The sequence below is a fragment of the Desulfogranum japonicum DSM 18378 genome (genome assembly GCF_000429945.1).
Lineage (GTDB): Bacteria > Desulfobacterota > Desulfobulbia > Desulfobulbales > Desulfobulbaceae > Desulfogranum > Desulfogranum japonicum.
Genome location: NZ_AUCV01000002.1, coordinates 79,380 through 103,850, shown reverse-complemented (window position 1 = coordinate 103,850; position 24,471 = coordinate 79,380). Strand labels below are relative to the sequence as shown.

Below are 24,471 nucleotides of genomic sequence, written 5' to 3'. Positions count from 1 at the left end.
AATAATCGCGAGGCACATTCATGAACAGAGATATTTACCAGGAACCCTTGGTATCCAGATACACAAGTAAAGCCATGCAGGAGTTGTTCAGTGAACGATTCAAATTTACCCGCTGGCGAGAATGTTGGGTTGCACTTGCCGAGTCTCAACACGAACTGGGTCTTGAGGCAGTCACTGCAGAAATGGTTGCTGAAATGAAGGCCAATGTTTCAAATATTGATTTTGAAATTGCTGCTGCAAAGGAAAAGGAAATCCGCCATGACGTCATGGCGCATGTTTATGAATTCGGTTTGCGATGTCCTACAGCAGAACCTATCATACATCTCGGCGCGACTTCTCAATTTGTTGTCTGCAATACAGATCTGCATGTGCAGAAACAGGCCCTTGCGCTGGTAAAAAAATCTCTTCTCAAAGTTATTCATAACCTCGCTAATTTTTGCGATAAGCATAAGAGCCTTGCCACTCTGGGCTTTACGCACTATCAACCTGCTCAACCAACCACTGTTGGAAAGAGAAATACATTGTATATTCAAGATCTTATTATGGATTTTGAATATATTGAACATCTTGAACAACAACTTAAGGCACGTGGTGCAAAAGGTACCGTTGGAACCCAGGCTACCTTTTTGGAACTCTTTGATGGTAACCATGAAAAGGTCCGTGAGTTAGATCGCAGAGTATCGGAAAAATTAGGTTTTGACAGTGCCTTTGCAGTAACCGGCCAAACCTATCCACGTAAACTTGACATGAAGACCTGTGAAACTTTAGCCGGAATTGGCGCTTCTGCACATAAATTTGCCGTTGATCTCCGCCTGCTATCCAACTTAAAAGTACAGGAAGAGCCTTTCGCTTCCAAACAGGTTGGCAGTTCTGCAATGGCCTACAAACGAAATCCTATGCGCTCTGAGCGAATGACAGGACTGGCCAGAAAACTCATGGGGTTGCCAGCGAATTTTGCGGCCACTGCCGGAAACCAATGGTTCGAACGTACCTTAGACGACTCTGCTATCCGCCGCATGGACATGGCCCAGGCTTTTCTGCTCACCGATGCCATCTTAAAGTTATACATCAATATAACGAGTGATATGGTTGTTTATCCAAAACAAATTGAAAAACATTTGTCTGAAGAACTACCTTTTATGGCCACTGAAAAAATTCTCATGGCTTGTGTTGAGCGTGGTAAAAGTAGACAGGAAATGCATGAGGTAATTCGAGAACACTCCGTTGCTGCTGGAGCTGCTGTCAAAAACCAAGGACTCAGCAATGATCTTATCGACCGTCTAGCTGCTGATGAGCGTATTCCTTTTAATCAAAACGAATTGTCGCAACTGCTCGGAAATTATCAACAATTTACAGGAAGAGCTGAACGCCAGACAGAAGAGTATCTTCAGGAAATAGTGTTACCGCTTATTCAACAAAACGAAAATATTCTTGAAGATATTGACGCCACCCTTTCTGTATAGTGTTTGCTGAAGAAAACATGGAAACCTTAACACCTCCAAAAGCTGTAAGGATTTATCTGCGTATTCGGCCATCTCAAATCAGCTGGCTGAAATTTATTGTAGAAGCCTATGATGGCCTTGCTCTCCTCTCCACAGTGTCAGTATCCGAAGGACTTGTCACGTTATGGACTCTTGAGCATAGTATCCGGGAATTGTTTGCTCTTCTTGGCGAGCTTGCCGGCAATTTAACCCCCTACTCTACCGGTGCTCTTCAAACATCATGTCTGGAGTAAAGCATCACATTTGTGCTCAGCGAAACCGGAAAATTCAGACTCTGCCCTACCCTTTAACGTCTCACTGGCAGAGTCTGAACGCTTGTATCGTTTGGCATTGACTCGTTAGTTTTGTTGCGTAACCAAGTTATGGAAAACACACTTTATATAAAAACATTTGGCTGTCAGATGAATGAGCGGGATTCAGAAATTATTGAACAACTGCTTGCTCAAGATGGTTTTCGGTCAGTTGACACACCTGAATCCGCAAGTGTCGTAATATTAAATACATGTAGTATCAGGGCCAAGGCTGAGCAGAAGGTATATAGCCTGCTGGGTCAGCTTCGCGACAGTCGCAAAAAAGCTCCGGAGATGCTTGTTGGTGTTGCTGGATGTGTTGCTCAACAAGAGAGCAGACGGATTCTCGAACGTATGCCCCATGTTGACTTTGTCATAGGAACCCAGCAGATATACCAATTGCCTGACATTGTACAACGACTACGCTCCAGACAGACTGAAAAGGAAATTTCCACTGATTTGGAAAGTCAATTTACCATTCCGCCGTTTCAAAAATTGCATGAAACAGTGCCAAAGGCTGGGAGCGGGGATTTCAGGCGCTTTGTAACGATAATGCAGGGTTGTAATAATTATTGCAGCTATTGTGTGGTACCCCATACTCGAGGTAGAGAAGTCAGTCGGCCTGTGAAAGATATTCTCGAGGAAGTAAGAATTCTCGTACGTCAGGGAATAAAAGAAATTACTCTTCTCGGGCAAAATGTCAATTCCTATGGGATGACCAACCCGGTTGCTGACGGCAAGGTTTCTTTTTCTCAACTGCTTCGGCAGGTTGCAGAAATAAAAGGTGTTGAACGTCTTCGTTTCACCACATCCAACCCCAAGGACCTGTCTAAAGAACTCATGCGCTGTTTTGCTGAGCTTGATAACCTGTGCCCTCATTTTCACCTTCCTGTTCAGGCTGGATCCAATAGAGTTCTTGCTGCGATGAACAGAAAATATACCGTTGAAGAATACTTATACAAAGTAAAATCTTTGAGAGAATATCGACCAGATATAGCCATAGCCACAGATATTATTGTAGGCTTTCCCGGCGAATCTGAAATAGATTTCCAGGGCACTATGGATTTACTTGAACAGGTTCGTTTTCATGGATCATTTTCATTTAAATATTCAGATCGTCCAAACACCAGGTCCGCTGATTTTTCAGATAAGGTACCTGAAGATGTGAAGAGTGAGCGATTGAGTCGATTTCAAAGGCGTCAGGACCAGATCAGCCTTGAACGCAACCGGGAATACATTGGCACAACACAGCATGTAATGATCGAGAGTATCGACGGCAGCACCTGTAAAGGACGAACCCCAACAAACCATATCGTTCATTTTTCCAGACCTGAAAACCTTTTCACGTTTACAACAGGACAGACCGTTTTGGTTTCTGTTCAACAGGCGGGCAAGCACTCGCTTAAAGGAACAGTCATAAATTCCTGATACGGTTTCAGTATGTTGGCAAAGGTATGATAATCATGAAATGGTCCATAATAAACAACACACAAGTATGCCAGCACGATTTAGAGTTGCTTGTTTATCGAGACCCTCTGGATAAAATACCAGGGGTGACTTTTTTTTATGATTAACTTCGTTGCCAACTCACTCCTTATTTGTCAAAGCAATTTCTGCGATCATCAAGCGTTATGGCGAAATTGTGCAACCTCAACCTATTGGGCGTGATCTGTTTCAGAGGGAGTGAAAAAAGTAATAATTCCAATAAATCACCGGGGTGTCTTACTCGCATATAGTTTGACAATATCGTGAATTCCAGGTAAAAAAAGCGTTGCAAAATCAAAAGGGGCTGTTCTAGTTTAGGGTTTTTCTTCCCTGTTTACGTCTGAAAAGGAGGTTCCACTTGACCGGGTTAGAAGCAATTTCACATCATAATGGATGGGCCATGGCTGCGGTAGGTGCATCCATAGTCCTGTCGGGTTTGGCTATTCTTGCCACAATTATTTCCCAACTACATAAAATCGTTGCTTTATTGGAAAAAAAAGATTCCCCTGAGATTGATGTTCCTCAGGTTGAGCATAACATTATCCCAGATACGGTTGTTGATCCACTTCACCTTGAAAAACTGGTAGAAGTGTATCAACCATTGGTCGCTGAATTGGAAGTGGAGTTTGAACTTGCCGAACTCTATGTCCTGGCTCAAAAATATCACCTTCCCCACCCTCACCTATCCATCAAACGTCTGCGTGAAGCAGGTAAATTACTACCTGCAAATGAAGGAAAATTCTGCTTGATGCAGTAGTTGTTATAATTACACCGGAGTACTTATTACACTGGAGTACTTTTTGATATTTGAGGAGGTGACATGGATTTACTCTTACAGTTTTTAACAAATACCGGATACTGTCTTGCCGACTATAGAAATATTCTTATGATTGGCGTGGGGATTGTTTTTGTTTATTTAGCCATAGCCAAAGAATACGAGCCCTTACTGCTATTACCCATCGGCTTTGGAGTAATTCTGGGAAACATCCCTTTCTTCAAAGGGTTTGGTATTGGTATTTATGAGGCGAACAGCGTATTACATTACCTTTATTTTGGTGTAACCACTGGAATTTATCCGTCAATAGTCTTTCTTGGCCTTGGAGCTATGACGGATTTTTCTTTTCTTTTGAGTAATCCTAAATTGATGCTACTTGGTGCTGCTGCTCAAATGGGTATCTTTTTTACCCTGCTCAGTGCCCTAGCCTTGGGTTTTATGCCCAATGAAGCATCCTCCATTGCCATTATTGGTGGTGCTGACGGCCCTACTTCTATTTTCTTGACAGCTAAACTCGCTCCTGAGCTTATTGGCCCCATTGCAATTGCGGCGTATTCGTACATGGCACTGATCCCGATTATTCAGCCACCTATAATGAAATTGTTGACTACAGAGAATGAACGCAAAATCAGGATGCCGGATTTGAGGGAGGTGTCAAAAAAAGAACGATTGATATTCCCCATTGTGGGCATGCTTCTTTGTTGTTTTCTTGCTCCTGCCTCCATTCCTCTTCTTGGACCATTCTTTTTCGGCAACATAATGAAAGAAAGCGGTGTGGTAGAAAGACTGGCTCAAACTGCACGTACTTCCATTATCGATACAGCTACCATTTTTCTTGGCCTTACCGTGGGCGCATCCACACAAGGTGATGTTTTCCTTAACCCTCGTTCTGTCGGCATTTTTCTTTTAGGAGCAGTCGCCTTCAGCATTGCAACAGCTTCAGGTCTGCTCTTTGCCAAATTCATGAACCTGTTTCTTAAATCTAAAATCAACCCACTATTGGGTGCAGCAGGGGTGTCGGCCGTTCCTGGTTCGGCACGTGAAGTACATATGATGGGCTTAAAGACAGACCCGACCAATTATCTCCTGATGCATGCAATGGCCTGTAACTCTTCCGGCGTTATTGGATCTGCAATATGTGCAGGTATTCTCTGGAGTTTTAATATTGGAGGATAATTCGACGCAAAGGGGCTAAAGTCATGAAAAGGCGCTGTGTGAAATTTTTAAATCACACAGCGCTTTTTCTTTCAAAAAGACATACTCCAATCATTTCGTTTCATTCAAATATTCTTTTCGAATTCCCCGAATCAGCACATCATTTCCTAATTGACGTACTTCTGTGGTGACAAAGTGGTCTTTTGTCTCAGTAATTGGCAAAGAAAATTCGGTTATGACACTTTGGCCCTGATCTCCTATGAAAAAAGGAGCGTATAACAGACAAAATTCATCAACCATACCCATGCTGAGAAAATTTCCATGGATATGAGAACCGCCTTCAACTAAAACAGAGGTAATATCATGTTGACCAAGCCAAGAAAGGACATCGTGTAAGTTGAGACATCCCGATGATGGTATTGTCTCTATTGGTACGAGCTTACAACCTACATCAAGCAGATGATCGGCTTTTTTTTGTGGCGCGTCGTGTGAGTGAAAAATAATAGTTTTAGCCGAAGAACCCTGATGCAGCATTTTAGCTTGTGGTGGGAGACGTAATTGACTATCAAGGATTACACGTAGAGGGTCTTTACCCTTTGCATCAGGTAAACGTGTCGTTAAGCTTGGATTATCTATAAGAGCCGTGTTAATGCCAACAAGAATGGCATCTGTCTGATCACGCAACTGATGAACAAAATGGTGAGATTCAGAGCCGGTAATTCCCCCCCCCTTCCCTTTTGTATAGGTTATCCTACTATCCAAACTCATTCCAGCTTTGAGAATAACCCATGGTATTTTGGTTGTACTATGCTTGAGAAATGGATAAACGAGCTTTCGACATTCATATTGAAGAATGCCGGTTATGACATCAATACCCTGATCTTTTAAGAAAAGCTCTCCACCTCCTTGTACACCTGGGTTGGGATCAGGCAATCCAATGACTACCCTGGTAATGCCTGCCTTCAGTATTGCCAGCGTACATGGCGGTGTTCTTCCAGTATGGTTACACGGTTCCAAAGTGACATAAATTGTAGCTCCAGCCGTGTCTCCCTTAGCGTCTGCTATGGCGTTGACTTCTGCATGAGGTTCACCGGCTTTACGGTGGTATCCTGTGCCGAGTATAATGTTATCACGGACTATAATAGCTCCAACAGGAGGATTTGGAGAAGTACGTCCAAGCCCTTTTTTTGCTTCTATTATTGCCAACTGCATATAATGAATATCTGTCTCTGCTGTCATAAAAATCTACAGTTGTTTGAGTTAAGAGTTGTATTGGTATAGATGGTTAGGAAAGTTGAGATATGGCGCATTCTTAAACAGGCAGACACCGGAGAGCCTGTTATCAGGTGTCTAGTATATGCGAGCGCTCCTTTAAAGGGGCAGAATAATATCGATATTACAGTTTCCCTGAAGGTTTATCTAAGAAGTTCTTGAGTTCATCCATAAATTCGTTAACATCTTTAAACTGCCTGTAAACCGAGGCAAAACGTACATAAGCGACCTCATCCAAAGACGGTAGATCTTCCATGATCCATTCCCCGATCTGGCTCGTGGGCACTTCTTTGCCACCAACATCCTGGAGACGAAGTTCAATGCGATCGACAAATGCATCGATATCAGTCATACTTACAGGCAATTTTTCACAGGCTTTTTCAAGACCAGCAATAATTTTTCCACGATCCCAAGCTTCTCGTCTCCCATCTTTTTTTATCAGCATGGGGAGCATTAACTCAATTCGTTCATATGTCGTAAAACGTTGTTCACAGGAACTACACTCTCTCCTACGACGAATAATGGTCTTATCCTTATTGATGCGAGAATCAATAACGCGATTTTCAAGATGTGTGCAATATGGACACTTCATGATAATTCCTCAACGCTGATTAACTGGAGCTGAAAAAAAAAGCCGGTACCCTTTTCGAAGGCACCGGCTAGCAGTAAACATGTTAGAAAAATGATTCAATCCATTTTTTGTAATCTGCTTATATGTCGCCCTCCTGCAAATGCAGTGTTCAGCCAGGTGTCAATCATGTCCAAAACAACAGATATACCTAGCACCCGGGCACCAAGGCAAAGAATATTAGCATCATTGTGCTCTCTACTCATTTTCGCTGTAAAGGCATCATGGCATAAAGCGGCACGAATACCTTTAAAACGATTAGCAGCGATTGACATACCTATTCCTGTCCCACATATAAGAATTCCCAGAGCATCCTTTTGATCAAGCACACTCTGGCATACTTTATGGGCAAAATCTGGATAATCAACTGAATCAGAGGAGTTGCATCCACAATCAACAACCTCTATTTCTTTTTCTTTTAAAAAGATGATAACCTCTTTTTTAAGAGCAAAACCACCGTGATCACTGCCTATGAATATACGCATGGGATAAGTATGTATTAGAGTTACTCAGAAAAATGCTTCATAACAACAACGCCATTCGTTCCACCAAAGCCAAAAGAGTTGGAAAGAGCGATCTGGGGATTTGCTTCACGAGCTGTCAATGGGACGTAATCGAGATCACATTCTTTTGATGGCTCATGCAAATTTGCAGTGGGAGGAATAATTCCAGTATGCATGGTGAGAGCGGTAAATGCAGCTTCAATTCCTCCTGCCGCTCCAAGCATATGTCCTGTCATGGACTTGGTTGAACTGATGGCTAGTTTGTACGCGTGATCCTGAAACACAGTTTTGATAGCAGTAGTTTCACACTTATCATTCAGCGGTGTTGAGGTTCCGTGGGCATTAATATAATCTACCTGGTCAGGGCGAATACCAGCGTCACGAAGTGCCATCTTCATGCAATGTGCGGCACCTTCTCCGTTTTCAGGAGGGGCTGCAATATGATACGCATCACTACTTTGCCCGTAGCCAATAATCTCAGCATAAATTTTTGCACCACGCTGTTGAGCGTGTTCCAGTTCTTCAAGAATTAAAATTCCAGAACCTTCAGCAATGATAAATCCATCACGACCTTGATCAAAAGGACGCGAAGCCGTAGCAGGATCATCATTACGAGTTGAAAGTGCTTTCATTGCACTAAAACCACCGACAGCCAACGGACAAATGACGGATTCGGTTCCGCCCGTGAAGGCAATATCACAATCACCGTAAACAATATGTCTGTACGCTTCACCAACGGCATGGGTACCTGCAGCACATGCAGTAGTTTGTGTTAAATTAGGTCCTTTACTTCCTATTCTCATGGAAATATGACCTGAAGGCATATTGGGAATAACTCGTGGAATGAAAAACGGGGTAATTTTACGCGGCCCCCTGTTCCTCATAACCTCATGATATTCCTCAATTGTAGGAAGACCACCCATGCCACAACCGGTTATTACTCCAACACGCTCGCAATTACTTTCATTGATAGACAGGCCGCTGTCCGCCAAAGCCAAATCAGCAGCAGCAATCGCATACTGTACAAACAGATCCAGATTTTTTGCCTGTTTCTTTTCAAACCACTTTTCAGGTTCGAAATCTTTAACTTCAGCAGCTATTTGTGATGCAAATTCGCTTGCATCAAATCGAGTGATTGGTCCAATGCCACCCTGCCCTCGAATGAGGCTGTCCCATGTTTTTTCGGTTCCAGTTCCCAGTGGGGTAACCAATCCTATACCTGTAACAACGACCCGTCTCTTCACTTGCTTACAACCCTCGAATTACTGAAGTTTTGCTACATAATCAATGGCATTCTGTACCGTAGCAATTTTTTCTGCCTCTTCATCTGGAATTTCTACATCGAATTCCTCTTCCATTGCCATGATAAGCTCAACAAGGTCAAGGGAGTCTGCACCTAAATCGTCAACAAAAGATGCACCAGGTACTACTTTATCTTTATCAACACTAAGTTGCTCAACAATGATATCAATCATTTTATCTTCAACAGCCATTGTATTCTCCTAAAGTATTCGTTTATTGTTTTGTTTTTATGGATAAAAATATATTGGTATTATATATTTTTATCAGTTGCCCATGTACATGCCACCATTAACATGAATGGTCTGACCAGTGATATATTTTGCATCATCTGAAGTCAAAAAAGCTACGGAAGCAGCAACATCCTCAGGTTCGCCTAAAGAACCAAGAGGAATCTGCGCCAATATAGCCTGTTGAATATCAGAGTCCAGTCCATCCGTCATATCAGTAACAATGTACCCTGGGGCGACGCAATTTACTGTGATATTGCGTCCTGCCAGTTCCCTTGCCATAGATTTTGTCAAGCCAACCAGCCCAGCTTTTGCTGCAGCATAGTTAACCTGGCCACCGTTGCCAAGAAAACCAATCACCGATGTGATATTAACAATTCGCCCCCATTTACTTTTCATCATTCCACGCATTGCAGCTTTACTGCAGGAGAATGCACCTTTCAGGTTGGTATCCATGACAGCCTGCCAGTCAGAATCTTTCATCCTGGCCATTAGACCATCGCGTGTGATACCAGCATTGTTGATAAGAATATCAACTGGGGCGATATCTTGAGTAATTTTTTTAAAAGCTTCGTTTACCGCATCAGTATCAGCAACATTAAAGGGACAGAGAAAGCCTTTTCCTCCTTGCTGCTCTACCAATGCAAGGGTTTCTTCAGCCGCTGTCGGATTTGAAACGTAGTTAATGCCGACATTGAAACCAGAGCCAGCTAATTTTTTGCAGATGGCCCTTCCTATACCACGGCTTCCACCTGTTATAACTGCGGTTTTACCTTCAAGAGTCACTTTTCACCTCTCGTATTCGATTAATGAGAGCAGGAATGACCTCATAAAGATCACCGACAATGCCATAGGTAGCAAGATCAAATATTGGTGCACTGCCGTCCCGATTGATAGCCACTATTACTTCTGAGGACTGCATGCCGGCGGCGTGTTGAACCGCACCGGAAATACCGCAGGCAATATAAAGTTTAGGGCATACGGTCTTCCCCGTTTGCCCGACTTGATGGGGATAAGGAATCCAACCACTATCTACAGCAGCTCTGCTAGCGGCAACGGCGCCGTTCAGTTCACCGGCAAGTTCTTTAATAAGAGTAAATCCTTTTTCAGATTCAAGCCCTCTCCCACCGGCGACCAAGGTTTCGACTTCTTGAATATTCACGCTTTCTTCTCCGCCCTGCACCGTTTCCAGAACCTCTACACGTGATTCAAGCAATGCTGAATCTATGTCGATACGTTCTATAACACCTGTTCTGGCAGTGTCTGGAGGCAGGCAAGCCATAACGTTTGGACGTACGGTCGCCATTTGGGGGCGGGTGCGCGGGCACTCAATTGTAGCCATAATGTTTCCGCCAAAAGCAGGACGAGTCTGCAACAACATGCCGTCGCTCTCTCTAATGGCGAGTTGGGTACAATCTGCAGTAAGACCTGCACCGACCAATGTAGCAACAAAAGGTATCACAGATCTACCGATGGCAGTTGCTCCAGCAAGCGCAATTTCCGGTTTTGTATCTCTGATAACCTTTTCAAGGATATACCCGTAAGTATCTTCTTTGAATTGAGCAAGGTCAGGATGCTCGACTAAATATACTTTATCTGCCCCTGAATGGATGAGAGACTCAGAATATTCTGTGATATCGTTACCTAACAAAACAACAGACAACTCAACTTCTCTGGCATCAGCAAGCTTTCGTCCGATGCCAAGTAGTTCGTACGTAACAGGGGCAATGACACCGTGGCGAAATTCCCCACAAACCATGATGCCTGACCAGTCATCGATATCTTTTTGAACTTTCTTTTCAGCTACCTCGATGGAGAGTGCTTCTACATCGCAAGCTTCAACGCATGCGCCGCATAAAGTACAGGTATCATTAACGACAGGGCAGTCATCTTGAATGGTTATGGCACCGAACGGACAGGTGGATTCACAGATCCCACATACGATGCACTTGTCACAATCAATTTTCAGCATAGCAGATGGTATAAATTGAGATGATTGATCAGCGGCAGTAACAGATTAAAGGTATCCCTTGATACTCTCTACCAGTTGTGTTACCTGCTCCTCGACAGTTCCAGTAAAAATTCGGCGATCGCCTCTCGGCTCCGGCGAGAAGACCTTAACCACTTGAGTTGGAGATCCGGCAAGCCCAATCTGATCTGCCTCTGCACCTATATCTGCAGCTGACAAAACTTTGACAGTGGCCTTTTTTGCCTTCATCTTTCCCTTGAGAGATGCTACCCGAGGCTCGTTAATATCCTTGACTACTGTCAGGAGTGCGGGCAGGGGAACTTTGATAACATCGAAGCCATCATCCATCATACGTTCAACAATGATTGCTTCATCGGAAGATTCTCTTGTTTTCTGAACACAGGTGACAAAAGGAATTTTCAGACGACAAGCAATTCCTGGGCCGACTTGAGCTGTATCACCATCAATAGCCTGTTTTCCACAAAGGGTCAGATCTACATCTCCTATGGTTTCGATGGCCTTAGTTAAAGTATAACTGGTAGCCCATGTATCTGCACCGGCAAATGCTCTGTCGGAAACCAGTATTGCCTCATCAGCACCACAGGCAATAGCCTCACGAAGCATGGCTTCAGCTTGGGGGGGGCCCATACTGAGCACGGTGACAGTCCCTCCATGCTGTTCGCGAAGACATACGGCCTCTTCAAGTGCATGACGGTCATAAGGATTCATTATCGATTCCACACCATCACGAGCCAACGTATTGGTTTCAGGATCAAGCCTGACATCCTTGGCATCTGGTACCTGCTTAATGCACACTACAATATTCATGGTTTAAGCATATTCCTTGTTAAGTTCCTGACCAACAACGTTACGCTGAATTTGATTGGTTCCTTCATATATCTGAAGGATTTTTGCGTCACGCATCATTTTTTCAACAGGGTATTCTTTCATATAACCATATCCGCCCAATACTTGAACAGCATCGGTGGTAACCTTCATGGCCATATCTGTCGCAAAAACTTTACACATGGAGGACACTTTAGACATATTTTTGGGATGTTGATCGATATGTCGCGCAGCACCATACACCAAGGCTCTGGCAGCTTCCAGTTGAATAGCCATGTCAGCAAGTATATGCTGAACGGCCTGAAAAGAAATTATGGGCTTGTTGAACTGGTTACGTTGTTTCGCATAGCTTACAGCTTCATCGAGGGCAGCCTGCGCAAGCCCTACACCTAACGAGGCTATACCGGGCCTGGACATATCCAGGGTTTTCATTACTGTGATAAAACCGGTTCCCCTTCGCCCCACAAGCCTGTCCTTCGGTATTCTACAATTATTGAGAACAAGTTCTCTTGTGGCACTTGAACGGATACCCATTTTGTCTTCTTTTTTACCGTATGAAAAGCCGGGGTCTCCGTCTTCCACTACGAAAATAGAAGCGCCACGAGCACCTTTTTCAGGATCGGTCATGGCAATAATAGTGTAAATTTGGGCTTCTCCACCATTGGTAATCCATTGTTTGGTGCCATTGAGAACCCATTCATCGCCATCGAGTACGGCTGTGGTTTGAATTCCCGAAGCGTCACTTCCTGCATTGGCTTCTGTCAAGCCAAATGCGGCATATTTTTTCCCTTCCGCAATCTGGGTACAATATTTTTGTTTAATTTCTTCACTACCAGCAATGAGTACAGGGAAAATGCCCAAAGCACTGGCCGCATAACTGGTCGCCACACCGACACAACCTCGTGCCAACTCTTCCATGGCTAGAACAATATCAAAACATCCCCCACCAAAACCTCCGTACTCTTCCGGAATAAAAATGCCAAAAAGATCCGCCTTGGCGATATCCTTCAGAATCTCTGTGGGAAATTGATTTTTTTCGTCAAGTTCAGCACGTACAGGTATAATTTTTTCATTGGTAATTTCCCGGGCTGTATCGACGATCATTTGCTGTTCTTCAGTCAAAAAATAGTCCACGAGTCTCTCCTTATATGCTTACCAGCGTAACAATAATGATCCCCAAGTAAGGCCGCCACCAAAGGTGCATAGTGCAACTAAATCACCCTTGTGCAACATGCCCTGACGGTTAGCCTCATCCAATGCAATGGGAATACTGGCTGCTGAGGTGTTGCCATACTTATGCAGATTAACAAAAACTTTTTCGTCCGGAAGTTTGAGACGCTCTTGAAGTTTGCGAAGAATACGGATATTCGCCTGATGAGGGATGAGTAAATCAAGATCGTCTATGGAAAATCTGTGACGATCCAAAAGCGCCTTCACTGCTTCGTCCATATTCCTGACAGCATGCTTAAAAATATCTCCGCCATTCATGCGAATAAGAGAGCCCTGCCAGTCTTCTTTCACCAAATCTGCATTTTGACTTTCGGGGCTGTCCATATACAGTAAATCCCAATGGTTCCCGTCAGAATGCAGCTTACTTCCTATTATGCCTCTATCTTCCTCTGTGCCTGTAACAACAGCGGCGCCTGCACCGTCGCCAAATAGAACACAAGTATTTCGATCCTGCCAGTCGACACGGGTTGATAGCGTTTCTGAGCCGATGACCAAAACCTTCATACCAGGTTGGCTCTGTACATAGTGACGTGCTAAATCCAGTGCATAGGTAAAGCCAGCACAGGCAGCATTCAGGTCATAGGCAAAGGCGTTGTCAGCACCTATCTCAGCCTGAACAAAACAGGCTGTAGAGGGCATGATCATGTGTGGCGACAATGTGGCTACGACAATGAGTCCAATATCTGCTGGATCAACCTCGGCCATTTCAAGGGCACGCTTGGCAGCCTTGCTGGCAAGTTGATAATTCTGTTCATCCGGTCCGGAAATATGTCGTGTTTTAATCCCGGTCCTGGTTGTTATCCATTTATCGGAAGTTTCGACCATTTTTTCCAGATCTTCATTAGAGAGAGATCTGGAGGGTACACATGATCCTGTACCAATAATTACTGCTTTACTCATGAGTATTCCTGTATCAGGTGTCGGCGGCACTGTCCAAGGCTGAGACTATCGACTCATTGACCTTGTTTGAGACCATGTCGGAGGCCACTCCAATGGCATTACGAATAGCTGTGGCATCAGAACTACCATGACAGATAATTCCTGTACCAGCTATACCAAGTAAAGGAGCACCGCCATATTCGGCATAGTCCACCTGTTTTTTAAACCCTGCGAAAGCTTTGCGTATCAGAAGATAGCCGATTTTAGCTCGCCAGGTTTTCATAATTTCTTTTCTCAGCATCTGCATGGCTGCATCGGCTAGCCCCTCACTGATTTTCAGCGAGATATTACCGACAAAACCATCACAGACAATTACGTCGACATCACCTTTGTAGACATCTCGGCCTTCAACGTTACCGATAAAGTTTACCGGACTCCGTTGAAGAAGTGAATATGTCCCTTTAACCAGAGCATTTCCTTTGCCTGTTTCTTCTCCAATACTGAGTAATCCTACCCGTGGATTGTCAGTACCAAGAAGCAAACGAGAACATGAAGATGCCATGATGGCAAACTGACAAAGGTGTTTAGGTCTGCAATCAACGTTTGCACCTATGTCCATCAACATTACGGGGCGTTTAAGGGTGGGGAAAAAACTGGCAATGCCAGGTCGGGATACCCCGGGCAAACGGCCTAGTTTTCGTATACCGGCCGCTAGAGTTGCACCAGAGTTGCCAGCGGACACAACAGCATCCGCACCTCCGTTTTTAACAAGGTCAAAAGCGACCATAACCGAAGCATCTTTCTTCTTGCGAACCCCATCAACAGGTGATTCGTCCATGCCAATACATTCTGGGGCGTGAACTATACGCAATCGATCAGTAACTTTACTTGAAGAATCTGCACATTTTTGAAGTGTATCCTGAAGAATTTGCTCATCTCCAACGAGAATCACTTCAAGGCTCTGATTTTCAGCAACAGAAGCAAGAGCTCCATGAATAAGAATTTCAGAGCCTGAATCGCCACCCATGGCGTCTAAGGCTATACGCACAGTACGTTCCTAGTTGAGTTCATCCTCGAGTTGGATGATTTTTTTCCCTTTATATACGCCACACCCGCTGCAGAGTTGGTGCAGTTGTTTGGGTTCACCGCATTCCGGGCACACTCCAATACTGGGTTTGTTTAATGAGTCATGAGCTCTTCTCTGTCTGGTTCTGGAACGTGAGTGTCTGCGTTTTGGTAAAGCCATAATACAATCTCCTCTAATATTGCCGATCCTGATGCCCAGTTGGGGCTGCCCGGCAACAAGTTACTTCTGTTTTTTCTTATATTCTGCCAAGATAGCAAACGGCGAGTTGTTAGCCTGCTGGGAACATCTGCAGGATTCCGTATTCAAATTTACGCCACAATAACTGCAAATTCCTTTGCATTCTGTAGAACAGATTTTTTTTACAGGCAAGGATAGAAGAATCTGCTGCCTTATAATTTCAATGAGATCTATGCTCGGCTCGTCAAGCTCAATCGTATCAAGCTCTTCGGAAGCGCATTCAACTTCCCGCATTCTCCACTTGTTTTTTCCGCTCACTTCAAACAGTAAGTGAAATGAAGTTTCGAGAACATATCCAAAAGGTTCCAAGCATCTATCACAGATGATTTCCGGAACAGCCTTGATGGTTCCACTCAGCTCAACTTGCGTATCACTTTTTTTGACAAGCACAACTTCAGCTTTGGAGTTATGTCCTAGGGAAAGAATCTCTTGATCCCTAATCCCGCCTAGTTCGTTGAATTCATAGCGATTTCCGTTAGGAGAAATTTCGCTGAAACGAATACGCATACGTCCCTACCCTGTACTATTGGCGGCGGAATTTCATCAAAGCCAGAGATAATACACAAAAAAACTCAAGAGTGCCATCTAAAAAAGACTTTGACTCGAATTCTATCGCCAATTCATTTATATATAGTTCGGAGAATATCATTGCCCTGATAGCAATCGGGCAAAAATAAAGATACAAACGCTTTCAAGTGCACCTGGATCCAATACGGACGGAAAAAAATTAAAGTGCTGTCTTTTCACATTTTCACTCCAGCACTCACCTGCTTTTCCTTTCTGCTGATCAGGCAACCGATCGGTATAACTGTCTTTCATTTATGGATAAGCGATGAGATATCCTGCCTTTTACCGTTTGAAAAAAAACAAATGGATACACCAGCCTTCTGCAAGAAGTCACTTTACAAGAAAATTACTCTTTGAGGCGCTGTCCAATACACTACTCACATAGGATTATTCAATTTTTCGACTATATCCAGAATGATCCCGTAAGCGTTCACGATACTGAAAATACCCGTTGCGCAAGGCTATGTATGGATCAAAACTCATCTTTTTCAGCTCATCATACTCGTTCAGATGAAAAGAAAGTTTATTTACCTCCTTGCCGACATATATTCCTGCCATGACACTATAGTCGTCCGTCCATGAATAGTAAGGCGTAGCGAAAAAGGCATCAACCATTGTTCCGCTGAAATCGCGTAAAGTTGTTGAGCCAAAAAGCGGCATTACCAAATAAAAACCATCATGAACCCCCCAGACAGCCAAAGTCTCTCCTAAAGAGGCATTGGTCGGCTGTAGGTCGAATTCAGTCCGTGCAGGATCCCCGAGGCCGAAAACCCCAAAAACAGTATTGACGGCAAATCTGCCTAAGACTGTCCCTGAGTCCCTTACTCTTCCCTGGAGCAGGCAGTTTACAAAGCGAACCGGCTCTTCAAGATTATTAAAAAAATTACCGATGATAGTGCGAAAATCCTGTGCAACGATTTCGCTGTAAGCTGACGCCACAGGATCAAGCACGTACGTGTAGGTGACATCATTGAACTCAAACATAGCTCGATTGAAAGGTTCCAAAGGATCTGGAACCGTATCACCGGGGATATCATCAGCGTAGAAATCATCATCAAGAAAATCAACCTTTTCGGCAGCACAACAGCAGAATGGTGTCATCAGCGTGATGATAATTAAAAGTATGTTTCGATATCTTGCACGAGGTATCATAGGATTTATTTCACCTGGCCAAATGCAAATTTGGAAATAAGGGATTCAATATCAATGGCCGATTCGGTATCAAGGATAATTTCACCGGGCTTATACATTTCCTCATCACCACCAAGTGTTATCTGGATATATTTGTCACCGATAATTCCCTGGGATTTCACCGAGGCAATGGAATCCACTGGTACGTTAACATCCTTGTCGAGTTGCATAGTCACAACAGCCAGACCGTCTTTATTCAGCGTCAGTTCTTTAACCGAACCGATATTCACACCTGAAATTTGCACCTCCGCACCAGCTTTCACTCCTGATATATTGCTGAATTCAGCCCTGATTTCATATGTTTTAACGCCGGTAAGAAAAGGAACTTCTCCCAGTCTAAAAGCCAGCCAGCCAAAAGCGATGAAACCGCATACCAAAAAAAGGCCTACAAAAATATCTAATCGAGAATGTCTCATTTGCTTCGATCCCTCATCTGAAAATTACAGCCCCAGTGTTTTTTGTGCAAATTCACGAATTGCGTTTTTTTGCGAGTGCACGATATCACCAGGATCCTGAAATATATCTATTTCTCCCTTGTTCAGTAGAATTATTTGATCTGCTAGATCAAACACCTTTGGGATGTCGTGACTGACAATAACGGCAGTATACCCGAGACGCTTATGTGTAGAACTGAAAAGTTCATAGATCTCCTGCGTCATGACAGGGTCAAGGCCTGTGGTTGGCTCGTCAAATAAAACTATATCAGGGTCTAATTGTAATGCTCTGGCCAAACCGACTCTTTTCTTCATCCCGCCACTGAGTTGCGCTGGAAACTTGTCTTCATGTCCGTTGAGTTCAAGTTGATCCAGGGTTGCCAAGACTTTTTCCTTTATTTGAACTGTTGACAATTTCGTTCGTTCTTTCAATGGGAGGGCAATATTTTCAAAAACAGTTAGAGAGTCAAAGAGTGCAGCTCCCTGAAACAGCACCCCAAATGACATGCGAACTTGTTGCAGTTCCTGATAACTGAGTTGTGTGATGTCTTTGTTTCCGACATGAATGCTGCCACTGTCCGGTTGCAGCAAGCCCAGAATAAGTTTGAGAATTACACTCTTTCCCTGTCCGCTTCCACCTGCTATTACCGTTGTTTTGCCGGTGGGAATGCCAAATGTCGCGTGATCGAGTACGGTATGTTGTTTTTCCCACTGGCCAAACGTTTTCACCACTTGGGAAAATTCTATAACAGTTTCAGATTGGGTATCCATGGTATTGGCTCTTTGGATTTACAGTAGGACTGCCGTTAGGAGATAGTCAAAAATGAGGACTGAAATAGAAGAGATAACAACAGCCTGTGTTGTTACCTTACTGACGCTTTCTGCACCAAAGCCTGCTCCTCGAATCTGTTGGACGAAATAGCCTCTCCCACAGCAAACCCAGGCCACCAGTAAAGCGAAAACAAAAGATTTCGTCATTCCAAGATTAATATCATGGTCAGTTACGCTTCTTACCATTCCGGAAAAATAAGCGCCGCCGTTTACCCCCATGAGCTTTACCCCTGCAAGATATCCACCCCATATGCCAACGACATCGAATATAGCTGTTAACAGAGGAAGGGCAATGATAGTTGCAAGAACTTTAGGAGAAATAAGAAAGCGAAAGGGATCTATTGCCATACATTCAAGCGCATCCACTTGTTCTGAAATGCGCATGATACCAAGTTCGGCACACATCGCCGAGCCCGCTCTTCCTGTTACCATAAGGGCAGTAAGCACAGGGCCAAGTTCCATGATCAGTGTCAGGGAAACTGCTGAACCCAGCATACCTTCTGCACCAAATTTACTCAGGGAATAGTAACCCTGGAGCCCTAAAACCATACCTGAAGACAGTGCAGTAAAAAAGATTACTGTCAGCGAACCTGCGCCGATAAATCGAAGCTGTTTCAACAACTCCTGACCACGAAAGGGTCGTTTGAATATTCCGGTAAGGGAGTAAAAAAGAAAAATGCCCATCCGGCCCAGGTCGCATAATACGTATATACATCTGTTGCCAAGTGATCCAAAAAAATTACACATAATAGAAGGCAGTTAAATAGGAATGTTGGTCAGGTTATACTAAAGATAACTTATTAGTATACAACAAATTTCCAGACAAAGGATAGACGAAAATTCAATCAAGCCTGTTTTTATTAGCGGGCGATCAAGTTTTTCACAGTCTTCACTTGGATTTGCCAATATTGTTTTGCGGGAGATCTTTCGAGTTTTCTTGCGTAACCTGAGCAAAATCTTCAAGAAAGTCCTCGGCAACACCTATGGGATCATCTGAAGCATAGAGGACCATTGTCTGGAGAAACATGAAACTATCGTCTTCCATCTCTACAAATTCCATGCCAACACCGGTTTTACCACGCCGAGTAGCACGCCCATAAAAATTCAGTATAAGACTGGATGAGTGACCTGTTTCGTGGAGTTCTATTCGTAAAGTCTGACCCAGTTGTACAGTGGAGGCACCTTCGAGATAGAGACCGCCGATGCTGAGATTACGGACAGCATACTCGCCAAGTTTGACGTCTCCGTCAAAAAGACGGACGGTCCTGGTAAATACTACTCTGGAATAGCGGCGCTTTTCAGGGTGAAGTCTGGGTGGAAAAAATGATGTCATAATACATTGCCCAAGCGTTGGAACTGACGATACGTTTATAACAATATATCATAACAGCAATAGATGAAAAAAGAGAGCACAACAATTTTTTTTTTGAGGAGCTCTCTTTTGTGTAGTATAAATAGTATTTTACAAAAGATTACTATCTGTTGCGGAACCACTCCTGTACGAAAACAATGTGTTGCCGCATTGCGCGTTCTGCATCATCTGGTTTCTTTTGCGCAATAGCCTGATAAATATCCATGTGTGTTGTCTGTACGGTGTTTATGGTTTCAGGATGGTCGTACAAATGACTGAGATTTTTTTTGATTCCTAAAAAAAGTAAATCATAAAAATTTCTCATAAGATGAATTTGTACTGGGTTTTTAGTGGCAAAAGCTACAGACATATGAAAAGCAGCGTCAGCCGCATTACCTAAATCTCCGGTACTTATACCTTCATCCATCTCGTGGAGGCTCTTTTCCATACTGATGATATCCTGGGGAGTAGCGCGGAGCGCAGCCATCCTGGCAGCATTACATTCCAGCCCCAACCTGACTTCAAGGAGGTCGCTGAAAGTAATATCGTCCACAGCGAGCATTGTGGCAAGTGGATTACTTTTACCTGCATCAGGGGTGGTTACAAAAGTCCCCTGCCCTTGCTTTTGCTCAAGGAGTCCCAGAATAACAAGCTTGTTAATCGCATTTCGGACAGTGGTTCGGCTGACTTCTAGATGTTCAGCAAGGTCACGTTCGGGCAGAAGCTGTTGTCCCGGACGAATCTCACCACGAAAGATGAGTTCGCGCAATTGCTCATAAACCTGATCCGATATTCGCTTTGGTTTTATTGGTTTCAAACTAACAGAATTGTCTATCACGATACTTCCTATGCTCCAAATACGCGTATGGCGTTGTATCAGAAATGATGGCTGGCCACCATTCTGTATTTATGTCACTCGCCGGAAGTCCCCTGCAGTAACAGTCAGCGACACAAAACATAACATGCAAAAAGTATATTTCGAGTCATCGTTGCAGAATAAACATCCTTTGGGACAATTGGCTTGTCAATCATTATACCAATTTTGTATTGGTAATACCACTTTTTTTATTCCACGCGTTTTCAGATAGATATCAAAATGCGAGCTGGAATAACGTCGGCTGACGCCTCCTTTGTTACCCTTTAATCCGCATAAAATAGGTGTGTTGAATAATTGGACAGACCAATAGTCACTTATTAACAGGGGCTAGGAGTCTGTCGGAGAATTGCAATTTTTTCTCAGATAAGGCTTTTTCAGGAAATCAAGCGCAGTTATATGGCTAATATTGCGAGTATTTATCATTTAAAGATACCGAATATATAGAAAAGATGAGGTTTGGAGACGCCCCCATGGTATCCCATGGCGTTGGAAGCATCTGCACTATCAGATCAGATGCAAAACAATGAACTGAGATATTCTTAATTTTTCAAAAATTTATGTAATGATGGTGTGAGAATGAAAAAAATGCAGCTGAAAAGAGACTTGGTTGACCTGCTTTCGAACGGGAATTTTATGTATAAAATGCACAAGGTAGACTACAGCTCAAAAGATGACGGGAAGATGCCTTTTCTCCCTGGTTCGATTCCTTAAAAAAATGAACAAATGTTACCCGGATGTGAAAAAAATCAACGAAGCATATACCTTACTCATCTCTGAAGTGATCAAATCCCTGATAACTGAGTATTTCGAAGTGTTGTGATCCATCTACATTCAGATCATGTAATACAACGTTTTCACCTTCTATAATTTCACCAACCACGGACAGGTGAATATTAAGCCTGTGACCAATATCTCGTATATTTTGTTCAGCTGCAGTTGATGCTGTAAATAATAGCTCAAAATCTTCACCTCCTCTAACAGCCAGAGACACCGGAGATAGGCTCAATTCTTCACAAGCAAGTAAAGTCGCAGTGCTAATAGGCAGACGTTGTCGTTCAAGCCTTGCCCCTACTGTCGAACGTTTGCAGAGATGAGCCAGGTCTGTTGCGATACCGTCGGAGAGGTCCATCATACTATGGACCTGCTTCAGGCCGGCCATTGCTTTTCCTAACTCCACCCTGGCAACAGGGTCTAGGTGGGCTGCATACAGCTCTGAATAGTGCTCCATAGATACCCTGTTTTGCTGATATAGCTCAAGGCCTGCGGCGGCCTCTCCAAGGTATCCGCTCACCCATATCTGGTCGCCTGGCTTCGCACCATGCCGATAACGTACTTTTGTTGCAGGGGCTTCCCCTATTAATGAGAGGGAAATTGAATATCCATACGGACTGTATACTGTGTCCCCCCCAATAACAAAGCATCCATAGTCTCTGCTGGCCGTCTCAATACCTCTACTGAAGGCGTGTATCCATTCGTCATCTACGGGCTTAGGTGCTCCCAAACTCAAAAGCGCAAACCGTGGCGTACCACCCATTGATGCAATATCACTGGCATTTACGGAAATAGTTTTTCGGCCGAGTAATTCGGGAGGATGCCATGCGAGATTAAAATGAACGCTTTCAACCAAGGTATCCATGGTTAAAAGCCAGACATTTTCTTCGTCCTTTTTTACCACTGCACAGTCATCACCTATTGACTGGATAAGATCGGAACATTCGGTGGAACTATGCTTTGTTATACATTCAATAATTTCACGTTCGTTCAAGATGACCTAATCTCCCGAGGGTAATATTGACTAAAGTAAGATGCTAGAAATTCACGGGCTTGTCGTCCATCCACGCAGAGCAGTACATCTTGAGCGAGTTCATGGAGCTGGTCGTATCTGGAATGTCGTAGGAGACGTTTTACATGGGGAAGAACTGGAGGCCGCATAGACAATTCATCAACCCCTAATCCAAGAAGAACCGGCGCGCAGAGAAGATCACCTGCCATTTCACCACAAACGGAGACTGGGATTCCCTGTGCATGTCCGGCATCAACTGTATGTTTAATCATGCGAAGGACAGCTGGATGGAATGGGTCGTACATGTGGGCGACAAATTGGTTGTTACGGTCAATAGCCAGAGAATATTGAATGAGGTCGTTTGTACCTATTCCAAAAAAATCAACTTCCTTGGCAAATACATCTGCCAGAATGACTGCGCTGGGAACTTCTACCATGATTCCGAGCTCAACCTTTGGGGTAAACGACGCGCCTTCCTGCTCCAGATCGCTCATGATATTGCGTAAAATAGCCTTTGTCTGATAGAGTTCATTCAACGAAGAAACAAGTGGCAGCAATATTCGCAATCGTCCATGGACAGAGGCACGTAGCAATGATCGTAATTGGGTGGCAAACAGCTGGGATTCATAGAGGGAGAAACGGATTGATCGCAGCCCTAACGCCGGATTACGTTCATCGTCCATGTGTGAATAATTTTGGGATAGATAATGCATTAATTTATCGCCACCGACATCCAGTGTCCTGACTGTGACTGGATGGGGAGCCATGGTTGCCAGAAGCTCCTTGTAGGTTGCATATAACTGTTCTTCACAAGGGTGACTCACCCCATGGAAGTAGTCAAATTCACTTCGAAAAAGACCTATCCCTTCAGCTCCGTTCTGGAGGACATTCGGTAATTCCTCGGTAACTTCTATATTGGCAGAAAGTCGAACGGTATACCCGTCAATGGTTTCTGAATTCAGGTGTGTGTAATAGGCCAGTTCTTCATCCCGCACCCGGTTATGCAGACTATATTCTTGATATTGTTCTTTTTGTTCAGCTGTTGGCCGAACAACCACTTCTCCGGTAGTTCCGTTAAGAATGACCTCGTCACCCGTCTGAAGTACTCCGGTTATGTATTCCAGACCAACAACAGCAGGGAGGTTAAGGGAGCGTGCAATAATAGCGGTATGGGAAGTTTGTCCTCCTTTTTCCGCCAAGAATGCCAGAATATTTTCTTTATGCAGGCGAATAGTGTCTTCAGGAGAGACATCATTGGCAACAACAACGACGGGTTCATCTCCCTGTATAAGCTGATAGGGATCCTGGCCAAAAAGCAATCCGTATATACGATCAGCTACGTGTTTGACATCAGAGTACCGATCTTTGATGTAAGGATCTGGTATTTTATCAAATTTTGCCTGGATTTGACTCAGGGACTGCGCCAGGGCCCACTCGGCATTGACATTATTTTGTTCAATTATTTGAATGGTCTGTTCAACAATCATCCTGTCTTTTAAAATCAGCACATGGGAATCAATAATCGATAACGCATCAGCCAGATCGTCGGTAAAATATTTGCGCAGTGAAAGGAGTTCCTGCTCCGCGCCCCCAACAGCATCTTTAAAGCGTTGTACTTCCTGCTGAATTTGTTCAGGCGGTAATTGATACCACCCTGGACGACATGTTTGACGTTTAATGACCACCACTTTCCCGATGATGATCCCAGGAGAAACCCCGATTCCTTGAATGATTTTTGAAGGTTGAGTATGCACGAATAAACAGATTAGTTGTCTGGTTGTGGGTCAGTTGCACTGGTCAGAATTTGACTGATTTTGTCCAGTGTTTCCTCGGCTTTTTCTCCGTGGGCGGTAACCTTAATCTCACTTCCCTGTGTAAGTCCGAGACTGAGGACATCTAGAATAGAGCAGCAGGAAACGATTTCATTTTTATATTGCAGTAAAACTTCGCCGTCATAGGCTACTGCAATTTTGGCAAGCATGGTGGCAACACGACCATGCACACCCTGCTGATTGGCTACCAGAATCGTTCTATGAGTCTCCATTATTAT

At 43.9% G+C, this 24,471-nt stretch carries 27 protein-coding genes; 5 read left to right on the top strand and 22 right to left on the bottom strand.

Annotated elements, in window-relative coordinates; all coding sequences use genetic code 11:
* Window positions 1-20: 20 nt before the first annotated feature.
* From purB to G493_RS0102435, 5 genes are all read left to right on the top strand, one after another.
* Entirely contained in the window at window positions 21-1,463 is a 1,443-nt protein-coding gene (gene purB / locus G493_RS0102455) for an adenylosuccinate lyase (RefSeq protein WP_028579089.1), read from the top strand.
* A gap of 17 nt (window positions 1,464-1,480) precedes the next feature.
* On the top strand, window positions 1,481-1,735 hold the full coding sequence (locus G493_RS27480; RefSeq protein ID WP_153306413.1) for a DUF4911 domain-containing protein: 255 nt from the start codon (window positions 1,481-1,483) through the stop codon (window positions 1,733-1,735).
* Between the two features lie 129 nt (window positions 1,736-1,864).
* A complete protein-coding gene (miaB, locus tag G493_RS0102445; protein ID WP_028579088.1) occupies window positions 1,865-3,220 on the top strand; it encodes a tRNA (N6-isopentenyl adenosine(37)-C2)-methylthiotransferase MiaB in 1,356 nt (451 codons plus the stop codon).
* Window positions 3,221-3,635: 415 nt separating this feature from the next.
* A complete protein-coding gene (locus G493_RS0102440; RefSeq protein WP_028579087.1) occupies window positions 3,636-4,034 on the top strand; it encodes a hypothetical protein in 399 nt (132 codons plus the stop codon).
* Between the two features lie 63 nt (window positions 4,035-4,097).
* Complete coding sequence (locus G493_RS0102435) at window positions 4,098-5,228, top strand: sodium ion-translocating decarboxylase subunit beta (protein ID WP_028579086.1); 1,131 nt, start codon at window positions 4,098-4,100, stop codon at window positions 5,226-5,228.
* Between the two features lie 90 nt (window positions 5,229-5,318).
* Here the strand turns inward: G493_RS0102435 and ribD are convergent, their stop codons facing one another.
* From ribD to G493_RS0102315, 22 genes are all read right to left on the bottom strand, one after another.
* Window positions 5,319-6,446, bottom strand: a complete 1,128-nt coding sequence (ribD, locus tag G493_RS0102430; protein WP_028579085.1) for a bifunctional diaminohydroxyphosphoribosylaminopyrimidine deaminase/5-amino-6-(5-phosphoribosylamino)uracil reductase RibD — start codon at window positions 6,444-6,446, stop codon at window positions 5,319-5,321.
* A 157-nt stretch (window positions 6,447-6,603) separates the two neighbouring features.
* Window positions 6,604-7,071, bottom strand: a complete 468-nt coding sequence (gene nrdR, locus G493_RS0102425) for a transcriptional regulator NrdR (protein WP_028579084.1) — start codon at window positions 7,069-7,071, stop codon at window positions 6,604-6,606.
* A gap of 95 nt (window positions 7,072-7,166) precedes the next feature.
* Window positions 7,167-7,592, bottom strand: a complete 426-nt coding sequence (gene rpiB / locus G493_RS0102420) for a ribose 5-phosphate isomerase B (RefSeq protein WP_028579083.1) — start codon at window positions 7,590-7,592, stop codon at window positions 7,167-7,169.
* 20 nt (window positions 7,593-7,612) lie between these two features.
* Window positions 7,613-8,854: a beta-ketoacyl-ACP synthase II gene (gene fabF, locus G493_RS0102415; protein ID WP_028579082.1), complete on the bottom strand. Its 1,242-nt coding sequence runs from the start codon at window positions 8,852-8,854 to the stop codon at window positions 7,613-7,615.
* Between the two features lie 18 nt (window positions 8,855-8,872).
* Window positions 8,873-9,103, bottom strand: a complete 231-nt coding sequence (gene acpP / locus G493_RS0102410; RefSeq protein WP_028579081.1) for an acyl carrier protein — start codon at window positions 9,101-9,103, stop codon at window positions 8,873-8,875.
* A gap of 72 nt (window positions 9,104-9,175) precedes the next feature.
* Window positions 9,176-9,925, bottom strand: coding sequence for a 3-oxoacyl-[acyl-carrier-protein] reductase (gene fabG / locus G493_RS0102405; protein ID WP_028579080.1), 750 nt, complete (start codon window positions 9,923-9,925; stop codon window positions 9,176-9,178).
* Window positions 9,915-11,111, bottom strand: a complete 1,197-nt coding sequence (locus G493_RS0102400) for an electron transfer flavoprotein subunit alpha (RefSeq protein WP_028579079.1) — start codon at window positions 11,109-11,111, stop codon at window positions 9,915-9,917. Before G493_RS0102400 ends, fabG begins: the two co-directional genes overlap by 11 nt.
* A gap of 45 nt (window positions 11,112-11,156) precedes the next feature.
* The gene (locus tag G493_RS0102395) at window positions 11,157-11,936 is read right to left on the bottom strand and encodes an electron transfer flavoprotein subunit beta/FixA family protein (protein ID WP_028579078.1); all 780 of its coding nucleotides are present in this window, start codon (window positions 11,934-11,936) and stop codon (window positions 11,157-11,159) included.
* A 3-nt stretch (window positions 11,937-11,939) separates the two neighbouring features.
* A complete protein-coding gene (locus G493_RS0102390; RefSeq protein WP_028579077.1) occupies window positions 11,940-13,088 on the bottom strand; it encodes an acyl-CoA dehydrogenase family protein in 1,149 nt (382 codons plus the stop codon).
* A gap of 18 nt (window positions 13,089-13,106) precedes the next feature.
* Window positions 13,107-14,084, bottom strand: a complete 978-nt coding sequence (locus G493_RS0102385; protein ID WP_028579076.1) for a beta-ketoacyl-ACP synthase III — start codon at window positions 14,082-14,084, stop codon at window positions 13,107-13,109.
* Window positions 14,085-14,097: 13 nt separating this feature from the next.
* On the bottom strand, window positions 14,098-15,090 hold the full coding sequence (plsX, locus tag G493_RS0102380; protein ID WP_051308973.1) for a phosphate acyltransferase PlsX: 993 nt from the start codon (window positions 15,088-15,090) through the stop codon (window positions 14,098-14,100).
* Between the two features lie 30 nt (window positions 15,091-15,120).
* Entirely contained in the window at window positions 15,121-15,309 is a 189-nt protein-coding gene (gene rpmF / locus G493_RS0102375) for a 50S ribosomal protein L32 (protein ID WP_028579074.1), read from the bottom strand.
* A 60-nt stretch (window positions 15,310-15,369) separates the two neighbouring features.
* Window positions 15,370-15,894 (bottom strand): YceD family protein, encoded by a 525-nt coding sequence (locus tag G493_RS31695; RefSeq protein WP_051308955.1) that lies wholly within the window; start codon window positions 15,892-15,894, stop codon window positions 15,370-15,372.
* Between the two features lie 447 nt (window positions 15,895-16,341).
* Window positions 16,342-17,106 (bottom strand): MlaA family lipoprotein, encoded by a 765-nt coding sequence (locus G493_RS27470; RefSeq protein WP_051308954.1) that lies wholly within the window; start codon window positions 17,104-17,106, stop codon window positions 16,342-16,344.
* A gap of 5 nt (window positions 17,107-17,111) precedes the next feature.
* Complete coding sequence (gene mlaD, locus G493_RS0102355) at window positions 17,112-17,561, bottom strand: outer membrane lipid asymmetry maintenance protein MlaD (protein WP_028579073.1); 450 nt, start codon at window positions 17,559-17,561, stop codon at window positions 17,112-17,114.
* A gap of 24 nt (window positions 17,562-17,585) precedes the next feature.
* A complete protein-coding gene (locus G493_RS0102350; RefSeq protein WP_028579072.1) occupies window positions 17,586-18,350 on the bottom strand; it encodes an ABC transporter ATP-binding protein in 765 nt (254 codons plus the stop codon).
* Window positions 18,351-18,368: 18 nt separating this feature from the next.
* Complete coding sequence (locus G493_RS0102345) at window positions 18,369-19,157, bottom strand: MlaE family ABC transporter permease (protein WP_028579071.1); 789 nt, start codon at window positions 19,155-19,157, stop codon at window positions 18,369-18,371.
* A 142-nt stretch (window positions 19,158-19,299) separates the two neighbouring features.
* The gene (locus tag G493_RS0102340; protein WP_028579070.1) at window positions 19,300-19,743 is read right to left on the bottom strand and encodes a PilZ domain-containing protein; all 444 of its coding nucleotides are present in this window, start codon (window positions 19,741-19,743) and stop codon (window positions 19,300-19,302) included.
* Window positions 19,744-19,885: 142 nt separating this feature from the next.
* Complete coding sequence (locus G493_RS0102335) at window positions 19,886-20,599, bottom strand: FadR/GntR family transcriptional regulator (protein WP_232363699.1); 714 nt, start codon at window positions 20,597-20,599, stop codon at window positions 19,886-19,888.
* Window positions 20,600-21,401: 802 nt separating this feature from the next.
* A complete protein-coding gene (thiL, locus tag G493_RS0102325; RefSeq protein ID WP_051308953.1) occupies window positions 21,402-22,403 on the bottom strand; it encodes a thiamine-phosphate kinase in 1,002 nt (333 codons plus the stop codon).
* Window positions 22,400-24,175: a phosphoenolpyruvate--protein phosphotransferase gene (ptsP, locus tag G493_RS27465; protein ID WP_035273266.1), complete on the bottom strand. Its 1,776-nt coding sequence runs from the start codon at window positions 24,173-24,175 to the stop codon at window positions 22,400-22,402. Before ptsP ends, thiL begins: the two co-directional genes overlap by 4 nt.
* Before the next feature lie 11 nt (window positions 24,176-24,186).
* A complete protein-coding gene (locus G493_RS0102315) occupies window positions 24,187-24,465 on the bottom strand; it encodes an HPr family phosphocarrier protein (RefSeq protein WP_035273263.1) in 279 nt (92 codons plus the stop codon).
* Window positions 24,466-24,471 lie beyond the last annotated feature (6 nt).

Bases quoted from the DNA above. Each gene is read 5' to 3' on its own strand.
- G493_RS0102315 (WP_035273263.1), bottom strand. From the start codon at position 24,465: ATGGAGACTCATAGAACGATTCTGGTAGCCAATCAGCAGGGTGTGCAT.
- G493_RS31695 (WP_051308955.1), bottom strand. From the start codon at position 15,894: ATGCGTATTCGTTTCAGCGAAATTTCTCCTAACGGAAATCGCTATGAA.
- G493_RS27480 (WP_153306413.1), top strand. From the start codon at position 1,481: ATGGAAACCTTAACACCTCCAAAAGCTGTAAGGATTTATCTGCGTATT.
- acpP (WP_028579081.1), bottom strand. From the start codon at position 9,103: ATGGCTGTTGAAGATAAAATGATTGATATCATTGTTGAGCAACTTAGT.
- purB (WP_028579089.1), top strand. From the start codon at position 21: ATGAACAGAGATATTTACCAGGAACCCTTGGTATCCAGATACACAAGT.
- plsX (WP_051308973.1), bottom strand. From the start codon at position 15,090: ATGGGTGGCGATTCAGGCTCTGAAATTCTTATTCATGGAGCTCTTGCT.
- G493_RS0102400 (WP_028579079.1), bottom strand. From the start codon at position 11,111: ATGCTGAAAATTGATTGTGACAAGTGCATCGTATGTGGGATCTGTGAA.
- rpmF (WP_028579074.1), bottom strand. From the start codon at position 15,309: ATGGCTTTACCAAAACGCAGACACTCACGTTCCAGAACCAGACAGAGA.
- G493_RS0102345 (WP_028579071.1), bottom strand. From the start codon at position 19,157: ATGTGTAATTTTTTTGGATCACTTGGCAACAGATGTATATACGTATTA.
- nrdR (WP_028579084.1), bottom strand. From the start codon at position 7,071: ATGAAGTGTCCATATTGCACACATCTTGAAAATCGCGTTATTGATTCT.
- miaB (WP_028579088.1), top strand. From the start codon at position 1,865: ATGGAAAACACACTTTATATAAAAACATTTGGCTGTCAGATGAATGAG.
- G493_RS27470 (WP_051308954.1), bottom strand. From the start codon at position 17,106: ATGATACCTCGTGCAAGATATCGAAACATACTTTTAATTATCATCACG.
- mlaD (WP_028579073.1), bottom strand. From the start codon at position 17,561: ATGAGACATTCTCGATTAGATATTTTTGTAGGCCTTTTTTTGGTATGC.
- G493_RS0102385 (WP_028579076.1), bottom strand. From the start codon at position 14,084: ATGAGTAAAGCAGTAATTATTGGTACAGGATCATGTGTACCCTCCAGA.
- rpiB (WP_028579083.1), bottom strand. From the start codon at position 7,592: ATGCGTATATTCATAGGCAGTGATCACGGTGGTTTTGCTCTTAAAAAA.
- G493_RS0102395 (WP_028579078.1), bottom strand. From the start codon at position 11,936: ATGAATATTGTAGTGTGCATTAAGCAGGTACCAGATGCCAAGGATGTC.
- G493_RS0102435 (WP_028579086.1), top strand. From the start codon at position 4,098: ATGGATTTACTCTTACAGTTTTTAACAAATACCGGATACTGTCTTGCC.
- G493_RS0102350 (WP_028579072.1), bottom strand. From the start codon at position 18,350: ATGGATACCCAATCTGAAACTGTTATAGAATTTTCCCAAGTGGTGAAA.
- ribD (WP_028579085.1), bottom strand. From the start codon at position 6,446: ATGACAGCAGAGACAGATATTCATTATATGCAGTTGGCAATAATAGAA.
- G493_RS0102340 (WP_028579070.1), bottom strand. From the start codon at position 19,743: ATGACATCATTTTTTCCACCCAGACTTCACCCTGAAAAGCGCCGCTAT.